Consider the following 13,202-nt stretch of genomic DNA (forward strand, 5'->3'; position numbering starts at 1 on the left):
TAATAGGGAACAACTAAATTTAAATTAAAATGACAAATAACTGGAAGTACATTGTACTGATGGCAGCAGCTTTTCCTTCTGCTGCTGCATTCGCACAATCTGGAGATGCAGGCAGAAAGGCTGTTGATTTAGAGCGTTACCAAGAAGCAAAGTCTATTTATACCTCCCAGCTTAATGATAAGAAGCAGGCCGACAACGCATACTTCGCATTAGGAGATATTTACCTGAGAACCAACAAACCTGATTCAGCTGCTATATACTTTAACAGAGGTATAAGCGCTAATTCAAAGTCAAGCATAAACCACGTAGGTTTAGGTAAGATCGAGATGATGAACGGTAACCAGGCAAAAGCAGAGCAGCACTTTAATGAAGCTCTGAAAAAAGGCAAAAAGGATGCTTATGTACTTACCATGATTGGTGAAGCTTATGTAGAAACTCCTAATGCTACGGAAGCACAATTAAACAAAGGTGTTGATTATTTAAAGCAGGCTTTAGAGCGTGACTCTAAAAATGCTTTAGCAAACATGGTTTTAGGTGATGCATATTTGAAACTGAAAAACGGTGGCGAGGCTATGTCTGCTTACGACCGCGCGATACAGTTAGATAATAAGTATGCCAACGCCTACCTGAGAAGAGGCCAGCTGTATACCAGCTCACGTAACTATCCTGAAGCTGAAACAGCCTATAAAGCTGCCATTGAAATAGATCCTAAGTTTGCTCCTGCTTACCGTGATCTGGGTGAGCTTTATTACTTCGCTGGCCAATATGACAAAGCGTTATCTACCTTTAAACAATATGTAGATATGGCTGAGAAAACGCCTGCGACCCAAGCAAAATATGCGTCGTTCCTGTTCTTAACGAAGAACTACGATCAGTCTTTACAGGTTGTGCAGGAAGTTCTGAAGTCAGACCCGAACAACACAGTAATGAACCGTCTGCAGGCTTATTCTTACATGGAACTTGGCCAACCGGAAAAAGCGCTACAGGCTATTGAGAGCTACTTACAAAAGGTAGATCCTAAGAAATTGATTGCAGAGGATTATGAGTATTATGGCCGTATCCTTGCTAAAAACAAGCAGGATAAAAAAGCGATAGAAAATCTGGAGAAGGCCCTTACAATGGATGCTACGAAAGTAGAGATCTACCAGGAGCTTGCCAACGCTTACGCAAATGATGGCCAATATCAGAAAGCTATAGATCTGTTAAACAAAAAACGTGAGACAATTGAGCCTTCTAATGCTGACTTCTATTACATGGGTAACATCTATATGTTAGCCGGTGATCAGGCAGGTAAAGCTGGTAACGCTGCGCAGGCAAGCGAATATTTCAAGAAAGCTGACGAGACTTACGCAAACGTTACAAAAAGTAACCCTACGTATGCTTATGGCCATTTATGGAGAGCGCGTGCTATGGCTAGCCAAGACCCTGAAACAACACAAGGTTTAGCAAAGCCACATTACGAGGAATTTATTAAGTTAGCCAGCAATGAGCAGGATAAGTATAAGAAAGACCTCATTGAAGCAAATTCATACTTAGGTTATTTCTACTACCTGAAAGGGGAAAGACCAAACGCTCTGAAACACTGGCAAATGGTTAAAACTTTAGATCCGTCAAACACGCAGGCGCAAACTGCTCTGAACGAGATCAACAAATCAGGTAAGAAAAAGTAATCTGATTAACATTATAGAAATAAAAAAGCCCGGTTAATGTAACCGGGCTTTTTTATTTCTATAATGTTATACTTTGTTAATCTTCGTAAAGCTCCCATTTTTTAATTACAGCAGTAAAGTCTTCCGGCAGCTCAGAGTCGAATAATATTTTCTCTTTAGTTATAGGATGAGTAAAACCAAGCGACTTCGCATGTAATGCTTGCCGTGGCATTAACTTAAATGCATTCTCCACAAAAGCTTTGTAGGTACCATTTGGTGTGCCTTGCAAGATGCTATCGCCCCCATATGTAGTGTCAGAAAACAACGGATGCCCAATGTGTTTCATGTGCGCCCTTATCTGATGTGTACGGCCTGTTTCTAAGTTACATTGTACTAAAGCTACGTATTTAAAACGCCGGAGCACTTTGTAATGTGTTACAGCATGTTTCCCATAAGATCCATCCGGATAAACTGTCATTACCCTTCTGTCTTTTATACTTCTCCCTACGTGGCCTGTAATGGTTCCGCTGTCTTCTTTGGGTATACCCCAGACCAAAGCATAGTACGTTCTATCAATCGTATGATCGAAGAACTGCTTAGCCAGGAAAGCCATACTATACTCTGTTTTAGCAATTACCAGCAGCCCGGATGTATCTTTATCGATGCGATGAACCAAGCCTGGCCTACCTTCTCCGTTGCGTGAGGTAGGCAAGTTCTGGAGGTAATAAGTAAGCGCATTTACGAGGGTGCCTGTCCAGTTATTGTAGGCAGGATGCACAACCATTCCTGCTTCTTTATTAACGATTAGCAATTCGCTATCTTCAAACACAATATTAAGCGGAATATCTTCGGCTACAACATCGGTATCACGGGGAGGCTCTGCTAATGTTATCGTAATAACATCTAAAGGTTTAACCTTGTAGCTTACTTTGGCTGGTTTGTGGTTTACCTGCACAGCTTCAGAGCGAATAGCACTCTGCAGTTTGTTGCGTGTTACGTTAGGCAGGCGGTCCATTAAGAACTTATCTACACGAAGCAATGCCTGCCCTTTATCTACAACAATCCTGTGGTGTTCGTACAGGTCATCGGAATCTTCAACTGTCTCGTTTTCTAAAAAATCAGTCACTTTTTTAATCTTTCATTATAAAAAAAGAAAGCCGAAGTATAAACGTCGGCTTTCTCACACTAAGAAATAAATTTTACTTAGTTCTTTTTCTTTTTTGCGTTGCTTTTAGCAGGTGTTGCTGGGGTTGTAGTTGCTGCAGGCTTGCTTGCCGCTGGCTCAGACTGTACTTGCGCCTTAGCTGGGTCTACTCCTAATTTCTTCAAAACCAGTGGAGAAATATCTCCGCCTTCAGGGCCAGCAAGTAATGCCTGGTTGCTGATAACATAAGTGAAGTTGTTTTCTTTTGCTACATCTTTGATAGCTTTATCAATCTTAGCGATAACCGGATCAACTAAAGATTTTTCTTTCTGCTGCAAAGATGTCTGAGCGCTACGCTGGAACTCCTGGATAGAGTTATTCAGGTTCATTAACTCTTTTTCTTTGTCTTCACGGATGGTTTTATCCATGGTAGAAGCTCCTTTTTCGTAAGCCTGCATTTTAGCTTCATACTCAGAGTATTTCTGCTTTAAGCTGGCTTCCAGTTGTGTGCTGTGCGTTTTTAATTGACTCTCGATCTGCTTGCTTTCTGGCATTTGCAGTAAAATATACTCAACGTTAGTATAACCAAATTTAAGCGGCTGATCGTTAGTCTGTGCAGAAGATGCAAAGCTGATCAGTAAAAACGCTACTACTAATGTTTTGATTTTGTTCATCATTGGTTAGTTAATTAATAATTGTTCAGGTTAGTTGTTAGACTTTTTCTTTGTTGCTGGCTTTTGTTGCCGGGCCGGTTGTACAGGTTTATTCTCCTGCTGGCTGTCTTCTATTGTTTCAGGTAAATTATTCGGGTCATCAACAAGCTCATCCGCTGGTTGCCTGCCTGGTGTGTTCTTTTTATCTGAGGCCAATCCTAATTCTTCCAGCACATACTCAGTATAATCGTGTACCGGGTTTGTGTAGATCATTACCAGATCGCCTGATTTATCAAACATGATCTGGAGCTGCCGCGCTTTTGCTACTTTCTCTACTGCGGTAAATACTTCATCCTGTATCGGGCGCATCAGGTCGTTGCGGCGTTTAAACATCATGCCTTCGTAGCCAAAAACTTTTTGCTGGTACTCGCGTACTTCTTTTTCTTTTTTTGAAATTTCAGCCTGCCGCTTCTTTTTCATTTCTTCGGTTAACAAGACCTCTTCTGCCTTGTAATCCTGTTTCATTTTATCTGCTTCTTTCTGCAGATTTTCGATTTCCCGTTGCCAGGCTTCTGCACTTTTATCCATCTCCTGCTGCACCTTGTTATAGGCCGGCATTTTAGTCAGGATAAAATTTGAATCAATATAACCAAACTTTTGAGCCTGCGAAACAGACGAAAGTAAAAAGCCTGCTAAAAAGATGAACAAAAATTTTCTCATACTGATTCCAGTTTTAACGCAATTGCTGTCCTATGATAAAGTGGAACATGCCTCGCTTAGCATCCTGCGGCTGACCTGGCAGATCATCCAATCTCCAACCATAATCAAATCCTAACAAACCAAATGCAGCCATAAATATACGTGCGCCTACACCAGCAGAGCGATAAAGCTTAAATGGTGTGTAGCGATCATATGAAGCAAAGTTGTTACCTGCCTCCAGGAAAGCCAAACCATAAATAGTAGCAGCTGGGTTTGGAGAGATCAGATAACGTGCTTCCATCACAAATTTGTTATAAGCTACACCACCAGCAGAGCGTAGCGTTGGATCAGCATTGTTCACAACAGATTCGTCATCATAACCACGTAAACCTATATACTCTGTTCCAACAAAAATATTACCACCACCAAGGCCGGCACCACCCAGTTTAAATCTTTCAAAAGGGCCGATTTCACTATCATTCGTATAGGTACCCAAGAAACCAAAGTGCGCTCTTGTGTTCAATACCAAATTCCCTGCCAGATTTATAAAGTAAGAAGCATCGAACATCCATTTATTAAATTCGATGAACTCATAGTTATTCCGCTTATCTGTAAACAAGGAATATGGCGGTGTTAAGTTGATGTTCAGTGTTAGAGACGATCCTCTTCTTGGGAAAGTCGGGTTATCTATACTTGAACGGCCAATAGTATTAACAACTGAGATACTGTTTGAGCTACCATTATCAAAATCCTGAAACAACGCATAATTTTTAAGGTTATAGCGGTTATAAGAAATTGAATGGTTCATGAAGAAGAAGTCATCCGGCCAGTTTAGTCTTCTACCTAAACTTAAGGAAGCTCCATCTACATTCAATCGGCTGTCAATATCGCTGCTTGGGCTTCTGCGTATAGTTTTAAATACGCTTGCCGTTAACGAGTTTCGCTTGCGGCCACCTAACCAGGGCTCTGTAAACGATAAGCTGTACGACTGGTAGTATTTACCGTTTGCCTGCACACTTAAGGATAAACGCTGCCCATCGCCGCTTGGTATTGGCCTCCAGGCATCCCAGTCAAAGAATTTACGCGTAGAGAAGTTATTCAGGGTTAAACCTACTGTACCTACGGCACCAATCGGTCCGCCCCAGCCACCAGATAAGCTGATCTGGTCGTTTGGTCTTTCTACTACGCTATAGTTAATATCTACTGTACCTTCTGCCTGGTTTGGGATCGGGTTCAAGCCTATTTGCTCCGGGTCGAAATAACCGAGTGCTGCCAGTTCGTTTCTGGATCTTATCAAGTCATCACGGCTATACTTCTGGCCTGGTAACGTACGGAGTTCACGCAGAATAACAAAGTCACTGGTTTTATCGTTTCCGGTTACCATTACTTTATCGATTGTTGCCTGCGGGCCTTCGTAAACACGCATTTCCAGGTCAATGGAGTCGCCCTGTACACGTACTTCGATCGGATCTATACTTTGGAACAGGTAACCGTCATTCTGATAAAGCCCGGAAACATCTATACCTGTCGGGTTATAGGTTAAGCGCTTTTCAAGCTCTTGTTTGTTATAGACATCGCCTTTCTTTATACCTAAAACTCTAGACAGATAAGCGTCGTCATACAGGTAATTTCCTTTCCAGGTTATATTGCGGTAATAATATTGCTGCCCTTCATCTACTGTAATGCGGATGCCTAAACGGTCGTCTTTTGTCTTGAAAACAGAGTCGGAAACAATAGTCGCATCTCTGTATCCTTCGGAGTTATAAAAGTCAAGTAAGAGTTGCTTATCATTCTCGTATTCTTCTTTTTGAAACTTAGAAGAGACGTAAAACCTGTAGAATCTTTTCTCTTTGGTTTTCTTCAGCTGGCGCTCCAGTTTTTTATCCTTAAATGCTTCGTTGCCAACAAACTCTATATCCGATATTTTAACTTTGTTGCCTTTTTCTATATCAATAGTAAGTACAACGCTGTTTGGCAAAGCCGGATCAGGCTTTTGGGTGATATTAGTCTTAACATTCAGGAAGCTTTTCTCCAAATAGTAATCCCGGATTACGTTACGGGTACTGTTCAGAACCGCATCTGTTACAATTTTACCTTTCTGTATACTTATTTTCTCTTTAAGGGCATCTTGCTGCGACTTGTTTATACCTTTAAACTCTACTTTAGAAAGGCGAGGCCTTTCCTTCAGATCAAAATTCAGGGAAATCTCATTCCCTTCCAGGCGGGTGATAAATACTTCTATGTCGCCAAGTATACCTTGGTCCCAAAGTTTCTGAATAGCGCGGCTAATATCTTCACCAGGCACGGTTATTTCATCGCCCACTTTCAGACCAGCTACAGATATAAGCGCATTCGCATCCAGGAAAGTAGTTCCGGTAACTTTTATATCGCCAATACGGTACTGCTGAGGTTGCGCGTAGTCTATTTGATTTGATTGAGAAGAAGGGCTACTTAGATTTTGAGACGATGCTGTGCCCATTATAAGCAGAAACACAAGCACCCAGATGCATCTTATCATTAATATTATTACTTATTTAGTTGTTCACTCGTCTTTCCAAACCGGCGCTCGCGGCGCTGATAAGATATTATGGCTTCGTACAGATGCTCTTTCCTGAAATCAGGCCAAAGCAAATCTGTAATGTAAAGTTCGGTATAAGCTATCTGCCAAAGTAAAAAATTACTGATGCGCTGTTCGCCACTTGTGCGGATCAAAAGCTCGGGATCAGGCATACCTGCCGTAGACAAATAGTTAGCTATACTTTGTTCGTTTATAGCAGCTGCCTCTACCTTACCATGACCCACATCTTCTGCCAGCCGTTGCATAGCCTGCGTAATATCCCAGCGCCCGCTATAACTTAATGCCAACACCAACGTCATGCGGCTATTCTGGCTTGTTATTTCTATAGCTTCCTGCAATTCCTGCTGGCATGCTTTAGGCAAGCTTGTTGTATTGCCTATTGTCTGTAACCGGATATTGTTCTTATTTAACGTCGCTGTTTCTTTGCGAATAGTGGATACCAGTAACTGCATAAGTGCAGAAACCTCTAAAGCAGGCCTGTTCCAGTTCTCCGTAGAAAATGCGTATAAAGTAAGGTACTCTATTCCCATTTCCGCAGCAGACTCTACTGTTTCGCGTACAGCTTTAATAGCGCTCTGATGCCCAAAAATGCGCAAGCCACCCCGTTGTTTAGCCCATCTTCCATTGCCGTCCATGATAACGGCGATGTGTTTGGGTAAATTGTTTAAATCTACTTTATCTTTTGGACTCATTAAACCACAATTTCCTTGCAAGTTACAAAATGCAAGGCAAACTCAGCTAACTTTCCTTCGCTAATCTAAAATGCCTGGTGTGGCTCTGTAAGGTGGGGGGCAATTTAATCTGAAAATTGTATAAGACAAGCTGATACCATTATAGAAGTACCAATCTTTGTCGTGGCGGTTTGCTACAACAGGGCCATCAGCTTCAGCCAGATCATCTAAATTATCTGTGAGAAGTTTCCGGGCACCAAACTCAAGGCCCAGGTTCCAGTGGCGGCTTAAGGCATACTTAACACCTGCCCCAAACGGAATAGCTACACCTATTTTGGTTTTATAAGGTTTGTTAAGATCGCTTGCCAGTAAGCCATTATCTGTTGCCAGTTTCACGTTGTATACAAAACCTGCAAGGCCTGCAAAAAAATAGGGAGAAAAACGTGGGTTACGGCGCATATCATAGTAATCGAGGAAATTATACTCTACTACTCCTGATAGTTCGGCCAGACTCAACTTGACCTCAGCCTGGCGATAATTCGGATAGGGGAGATTATACGCATCATCGCTTATGGTATTGTCATCTTTAATACGGTGACTTAGCATGATACCGCCACGCACTGTGATGGGTTTTGAAATATCACGGCGATAAAAGACAGTAAGTGCAGGCTGATTGTTTCCAAATCTATAAGAGGGAGCAAGCTCACCTTTATAGTTTGCGCCACCAATACCCAGGCCTATCTCACTTGTTGTAACCGGAGACTGTGCAAAAGTTGCTTTGCTAAAAAAAACACTCCCTATTTGTAACAATGAACAAATAAGGAGTGCCTGTTTAAATTCGTGAATTGTCATGTAGCGCTAATACGGAGTTTTACGAACAACGTATCATTTTTTATTCTATTATCTGAATTTCGGACTTCGTATACGCGTAGCTAAAATATAATTCAGACTGATACCAGTGCTGATGTACCAATCTTCGTCAGAATTGTGACCTCTGAAAGGGTTCTCTGTTGGCGTACCATAGCCTTGTAAGCGCTTATACGGTACACTTGGTCCTGCCGGATCACCTATTATTGTTCCTAAACGAGTTTCTGCACTTCTGTCAGAAAGTATTGCTGCAGCTCTTGGATTTGATCCTCCGCCATTTAAGATATCAGCTTTTAACGCATAAGCTGAGCTGGCATCATCCAGGTAATCTGTAAAGGTTTTTCTCCAGCCGATTTCTAAGCTAAGGTCCCAGTTTCTGTCAACTTTGTAACGTACACCGAAACCAAACGGAATAGCAACCTGGATACGCTTGTATGGTTTTGGATAGGCTTCTCCGGTTCCGGCATCAGCATACTGACCTTCTGTACCCAATGGTTGCAGCTCATACCAACCGGTTGCAATATCCTGTGCTGCCGTAATGCCTGGGTGAGAACCTCTTTCGTAATATGCTTTTGGATTATGATGAAAAAGGGCAAGACCTACAAAACCATACGGTACAAAATCCGGACGGCGACGGTAAACACTTCTGTTTTCGAAAAGATCGACGATCAGAACACCACTTAATTCTTTTATATCATTTCTGAAAGAAAGGTTTCTTTTGAAGCGGCCTTCATTTTCAGCCTCGTTCGCTGATGCACTTTCAGCGTCAGAGCCAGTAACGCGGCCCCAGTTTAAACCACCTCTAAACGAAAGACGCGGAGCGAAACGATATGTATAGCTAACACCAACACTTGGGCGGGTTGATTTAATACGAAGGCTTGTAAAATCCGGAGCAGGCACGATATCCCCGAAATAGTTCATAGCACCAACATTCACACCTACAGAGGCATATTCTTTTCGTTGAGTCCAACGTTGAGCATCAGCATCGGTCGCTACCAGAATAAACAGAAAGACCAGCAATAAGAAAATGGTACTACTTTTTTTCATAACTACAAATATCATAAATCCCGGCATTCCAATGGGTTATAAGAACCTGCCAATTAGAGCCAGACAAAATTAAACATTAATTTCAAGGAAAGAAACAATATTACGTATACTTAATATGAATTATTAAAGTATGCTGTTTCGTTTGTCTAATCCCCAGTTTAATTTGCTACGAAGGGTGGAGAGAAAATTAACATGATGTAGTTTAACTAAGCGTGCTACAAAATTTTCTCTTTTAACTGCCAATTGCACTGTCATATCAACCGGAATAGATCTTGAATCGAGGGAAGCCAGGTAACTGCTGCTGCGGCCTTCTACTTCAAAAGAAATTATACTTCGGTCAGATACAATCATGGGCCTGACATTCAGGTTATGCGGGCATACGGGTGAAATGACAAAATTATTGGTTTGAGGGAGCACCAAGGGGCCGCCGCAGCTAAGCGAGTAGCCGGTAGATCCTGTGGGCGTTGCCACCACCAAACCATCAGCCCAGTAAGAGTTCAGGTATTCTCCATCAATATACGTATGCACCACCAGCATGGACGATGTATCGCGCTTCTGAATACTGAATTCATTAAGACCGAAGTTTATGCCGTCGAAAATATCCTGGTCAGAGTCCACTTTTATAAGCGCGCGGTCGTCTAATGTATAATGGCCTTTGTAAATGGCATCCAGCGTTACGGGTATGCTGTCATAAGGGACGGTAGCCAGGAAACCGAGCCGGCCTGTGTTTATACCAAGTATGGGAATTTGCTGTGCGCCTACATAAGTTACAGCATCCAGCAAGGTGCCGTCGCCGCCTATACTTAGCACCATCTCTACACCAGTTAATTTATCGCCCCGGTTAAACGTATCGATGCCGGTCGGTAAGCTGATGGTGTTTTTAAGGTAAGAATAAAATGACTCCAGTATAATTACGTCGGTGGAGCGATCTTTCAGTTCATCAAAGAGCACTTGTATAAAAGGAGCGATCTCAGCGCTGAAAGGTTTACCAAGTATAGCTATCTTCATATTCCTAAAATCAGTTAAAAAGGGAACCGGGTACTAAAGTAAACACCCCTGTCGCCTTCTCTGTTTAAAGTATACTCCAGGCGAAGTACAATATCGTAAAACGTGATGGCATGCAGCCCCAGACCAGCCCCTGCCAAAAGTCTGTTTGTTAAGGCATTGGTAGCTTCAAATTCTTTATCGATTACGTACCCAGCATCCGTAAAGGCATTCAGGTACAGGGCTAAAGGTAAAGTATTAAACTTGGGGCTACGGATAAATTTTAGTTTTATACTTTCTATGTTAAGCAACTCGCGTGTAAGCCCCTGTTTAAAAACCCCGAAATGCTGCCCGCCGGTTACATAAAGCTCATAGCCCCGCACATTAGACCGGAAACCCAGCGCCACATTATCTGCGAAAGTATACCGCTGCGCTAACCGCACCTGCCCTTCGGCGCCCACCATATAATAATACTTATCGGCCAGTTGCTTATACGTTACATACTTGCCCCGTAGGGTGGTAATTGGCGAGCCAGCGTTGTTCAGGAAAAACTGCTGTCCGACGCCAGCTTCAAAATAACTTCCTTTTAGGGGATATGCAAAATTATTGCGCAGGTTAACTGTTTTGGACAGATCAAGCCTGAGAAATTGCCGTTGGGTTATATCAGAAGCATAATATTCCGGATTTAATGCGTTTACGCTATCAGAAATTTGCTCTTGCTGATACGAAACTACAAGGGCTGCCTGCCGCTGCACATTTACACGATGAAGCAAAGCTGCAGCAAAAGATGTACGCCGGATAGGAAACCCTGACTCCTGCTCAAAAAATACCTGCTTGTTGCGACGGTTGGTATAGCTGACAGTGCGGCTGCGGTAATCGAAAGCGCCCAGTTCCAAGCCTAGTTTATACTTCCTGCTGATGTATGGAATTCGGTAAACCAGTTCGAGGCGCTGGTTAAAGCCCTGTTGGATGCGCGCGCGTACATCTTCGTTACGGCCCCGGAAGTTACGCAACGTCAGGTTAAGGCCATAATCGATGCGGCTCCAGTCTTTTTTCTCGAGCCAGGCATTAAAATTACGGTCTGCAAAATCGAACACCGGAATCGGGTACAAATAAAACCGTTCCTGCATCGTATAAGTTACCTGCACATTGCCGGCATCGCAAGTATAACGATAAGTCACCGTATGGAAAAGCCGCAGGTTAAACAACCTTTTCTGGTTATCTTCCAGCAAAGAATCCAGGTCGTTTGTCTTTATAGAGTCCTGAAGAGAAAAGGTAAGTTCGCGCTCCAGCACCTGTGCTTTGGTAGTGTTGTTACCCGAAAAAGCAATGCCTGTAACCTGAACAACCGGAAACGGGCAAGGGTTGGAAAGCGCATTTATACTTTGCACCAGAAACAAAGCCAGCAAAACACAGAAATACGAAAGCCTCACTGCGCTCGCTTATATATCTAGGTACTTCAGCAACATATCCAGCCTGTCACGGCCGCCATCGTCTGGGGTGCTATCGGTAAACTGGGCTGTAATGCGGTACTCAAAACGCTCTAATGTGGCAATAATACGGGTGAGGTCTGTTTTATTTAACTTCAGCGTCAGCTTAATCTGGTAAGGGTCGGCTTCGTCGGGAGAGACATAGGCGCTCAGGATCTTGGTGTTTTCTTCCTCAATAAGCCGGCTGATTTGGCTGAGAGAATAATCGCGCTCCGGCATGGAGAGTACAAGTATACTTCCCTGGCCCTGCAACGCCGACATCTGTCCGAAAGCCGTAAGCGTATCGTTGATGGTGATGATGCCCATGTATTCCTGCTCCTCATCCAGCACAGGTACTACCAGAATTTTATTTTTTATGGCAGCCTCCATCACATCATAAAAATGCTGGGAGCTCATCACGAACACATCGGGGTACTCGAGTGTAATGTCCCGAAGGGTGCGGGTGCGGTCAGGCAACTCGATCAGGCTGTTTTCTGTGGCCAGGCCCGCATACTTCCGGCTGGCTACTACAGGCAATGCATTCACACGAAACTCATCCATCCACCGCAAAGCCTTCTCTACGGTGTCGTAGAGTTTAAGCGGCGGTATCATGTGGTTGATGAGTTCTTCGGCTATCATGTACTAGTTGTAAGCTGTGAGGTGCGAACTAAATATTTTTCTAAGATACTGTTAAACTTGTCAGGATGTTCCATCATCGGTGCATGTCCGCACTTATCAATGAAATGTAATTCCGAGTTTTTCATCAGCCTGTTAAACTCATACCCTACCAGCGGCGGCGTAATCGTATCGTTCAGGCCCCAGATCAGAAGCGTCGGCACTTCGATGCTGGTAATATCTTTTGCCATGTTATGGCGCTGTGCAGATTTAGCGATGGCGATGATACGCAAACATTTGGAGTTACTGTTGGTGATGCCGAAAACTTCATCCACTAATTCCTGGGTGGCTGTGGCCGGATCATAAAAAGTATAACCAACACGCTCTTTTACATAATCGTAATTGCCACGCTTCGGAAACGAACCTCCCATCGAATCTTCGAACAAACCTGAGCTACCGGTCAATACGAGGCGTTTTACTTTATTCGGGTTTTTTAAAGTATAAACTAACGCTACGTGGCCGCCCAGCGAGTTGCCAAGCAAAGTCATGTCGGTTAGTCTTTTCAGTTTCACGAAATCTTCTACAAAGTTTACCAACCCTGGTACACCTGCCTTATGCAATGCCATTTCGTAAATAGGCATCAGCGGAATAATAACTCTGTAGTTTCTAGAAAAGTGATCTACAACGCCATTCCAGTTGCTTAATGCACCAAAAAGACCGTGCAATAATAACAAAACTTCTCCCTGGCCTTCATCTATATACTGAAACTCGCCTTCTTGTCTGACCTGTAGATTCATGTATGGAAACTATGTAAAAGAAATCTATA

Annotated in this window: 12 protein-coding genes; 1 reads left to right on the forward strand and 11 read right to left on the reverse strand. The window is 43.0% G+C overall.

Annotated elements, in window-relative coordinates; translation table 11 throughout:
• Positions 1-29: 29 nt before the first annotated feature.
• Positions 30-1,670: a tetratricopeptide repeat protein gene (locus tag DP923_RS15545; RefSeq protein WP_112306811.1), complete on the forward strand. Its 1,641-nt coding sequence runs from the start codon at positions 30-32 to the stop codon at positions 1,668-1,670.
• Positions 1,671-1,746: 76 nt separating this feature from the next.
• Here DP923_RS15545 and DP923_RS15550 read toward each other — a convergent pair whose 3' ends face one another.
• The 11 genes from DP923_RS15550 to DP923_RS15600 all read right to left on the reverse strand — a co-directional run bounded on the left by DP923_RS15550 (position 1,747) and on the right by DP923_RS15600 (position 13,173).
• On the reverse strand, positions 1,747-2,775 hold the full coding sequence (locus tag DP923_RS15550; RefSeq protein WP_112306812.1) for an RluA family pseudouridine synthase: 1,029 nt from the start codon (positions 2,773-2,775) through the stop codon (positions 1,747-1,749).
• A gap of 77 nt (positions 2,776-2,852) precedes the next feature.
• On the reverse strand, positions 2,853-3,470 hold the full coding sequence (locus tag DP923_RS15555; RefSeq protein ID WP_112306813.1) for an OmpH family outer membrane protein: 618 nt from the start codon (positions 3,468-3,470) through the stop codon (positions 2,853-2,855).
• A 27-nt stretch (positions 3,471-3,497) separates the two neighbouring features.
• Positions 3,498-4,166: an OmpH family outer membrane protein gene (locus tag DP923_RS15560; RefSeq protein WP_112306814.1), complete on the reverse strand. Its 669-nt coding sequence runs from the start codon at positions 4,164-4,166 to the stop codon at positions 3,498-3,500.
• A 13-nt stretch (positions 4,167-4,179) separates the two neighbouring features.
• A complete protein-coding gene (gene bamA, locus DP923_RS15565) occupies positions 4,180-6,663 on the reverse strand; it encodes an outer membrane protein assembly factor BamA (protein ID WP_112306815.1) in 2,484 nt (827 codons plus the stop codon).
• An 8-nt stretch (positions 6,664-6,671) separates the two neighbouring features.
• Complete coding sequence (locus tag DP923_RS15570) at positions 6,672-7,415, reverse strand: isoprenyl transferase (protein WP_112306816.1); 744 nt, start codon at positions 7,413-7,415, stop codon at positions 6,672-6,674.
• A gap of 60 nt (positions 7,416-7,475) precedes the next feature.
• Positions 7,476-8,246 carry a type IX secretion system protein PorG gene (porG, locus tag DP923_RS15575; RefSeq protein WP_112306817.1) on the reverse strand — a complete coding sequence of 257 codons (771 nt, stop codon included), beginning with the start codon at positions 8,244-8,246 and terminating at the stop codon, positions 7,476-7,478.
• A gap of 48 nt (positions 8,247-8,294) precedes the next feature.
• Complete coding sequence (locus tag DP923_RS15580; RefSeq protein ID WP_112306877.1) at positions 8,295-9,308, reverse strand: DUF6089 family protein; 1,014 nt, start codon at positions 9,306-9,308, stop codon at positions 8,295-8,297.
• A 123-nt stretch (positions 9,309-9,431) separates the two neighbouring features.
• Positions 9,432-10,316, reverse strand: coding sequence for an NAD kinase (locus tag DP923_RS15585; RefSeq protein ID WP_112306818.1), 885 nt, complete (start codon positions 10,314-10,316; stop codon positions 9,432-9,434).
• A 14-nt stretch (positions 10,317-10,330) separates the two neighbouring features.
• The gene (locus tag DP923_RS15590) at positions 10,331-11,725 is read right to left on the reverse strand and encodes a BamA/TamA family outer membrane protein (RefSeq protein WP_239021066.1); all 1,395 of its coding nucleotides are present in this window, start codon (positions 11,723-11,725) and stop codon (positions 10,331-10,333) included.
• Between the two features lie 9 nt (positions 11,726-11,734).
• Positions 11,735-12,400, reverse strand: coding sequence for a CBS domain-containing protein (locus DP923_RS15595; RefSeq protein ID WP_112306819.1), 666 nt, complete (start codon positions 12,398-12,400; stop codon positions 11,735-11,737).
• Positions 12,397-13,173, reverse strand: coding sequence for an alpha/beta fold hydrolase (locus tag DP923_RS15600; protein ID WP_112306820.1), 777 nt, complete (start codon positions 13,171-13,173; stop codon positions 12,397-12,399). The genes DP923_RS15595 and DP923_RS15600 overlap by 4 nt, the downstream gene beginning before the upstream one ends.
• Positions 13,174-13,202 lie beyond the last annotated feature (29 nt).

The organism is Pontibacter arcticus (assembly GCF_003284895.1).
GTDB classification, from domain to species: domain Bacteria; phylum Bacteroidota; class Bacteroidia; order Cytophagales; family Hymenobacteraceae; genus Pontibacter; species Pontibacter arcticus.

What these genes read in the sequence shown, in the direction of transcription:
- DP923_RS15560 (WP_112306814.1), bottom strand. Translation starts at nt 4,166, where the DNA reads ATGAGAAAATTTTTGTTCATCTTTTTAGCAGGCTTTTTACTTTCGTCT.
- DP923_RS15570 (WP_112306816.1), bottom strand. Translation starts at nt 7,415, where the DNA reads ATGAGTCCAAAAGATAAAGTAGATTTAAACAATTTACCCAAACACATC.
- DP923_RS15595 (WP_112306819.1), bottom strand. Translation starts at nt 12,400, where the DNA reads ATGATAGCCGAAGAACTCATCAACCACATGATACCGCCGCTTAAACTC.
- bamA (WP_112306815.1), bottom strand. Translation starts at nt 6,663, where the DNA reads ATGATAAGATGCATCTGGGTGCTTGTGTTTCTGCTTATAATGGGCACA.
- DP923_RS15585 (WP_112306818.1), bottom strand. Translation starts at nt 10,316, where the DNA reads ATGAAGATAGCTATACTTGGTAAACCTTTCAGCGCTGAGATCGCTCCT.
- DP923_RS15600 (WP_112306820.1), bottom strand. Translation starts at nt 13,173, where the DNA reads ATGAATCTACAGGTCAGACAAGAAGGCGAGTTTCAGTATATAGATGAA.
- DP923_RS15555 (WP_112306813.1), bottom strand. Translation starts at nt 3,470, where the DNA reads ATGATGAACAAAATCAAAACATTAGTAGTAGCGTTTTTACTGATCAGC.
- DP923_RS15545 (WP_112306811.1), top strand. Translation starts at nt 30, where the DNA reads ATGACAAATAACTGGAAGTACATTGTACTGATGGCAGCAGCTTTTCCT.
- DP923_RS15580 (WP_112306877.1), bottom strand. Translation starts at nt 9,308, where the DNA reads ATGAAAAAAAGTAGTACCATTTTCTTATTGCTGGTCTTTCTGTTTATT.
- porG (WP_112306817.1), bottom strand. Translation starts at nt 8,246, where the DNA reads ATGACAATTCACGAATTTAAACAGGCACTCCTTATTTGTTCATTGTTA.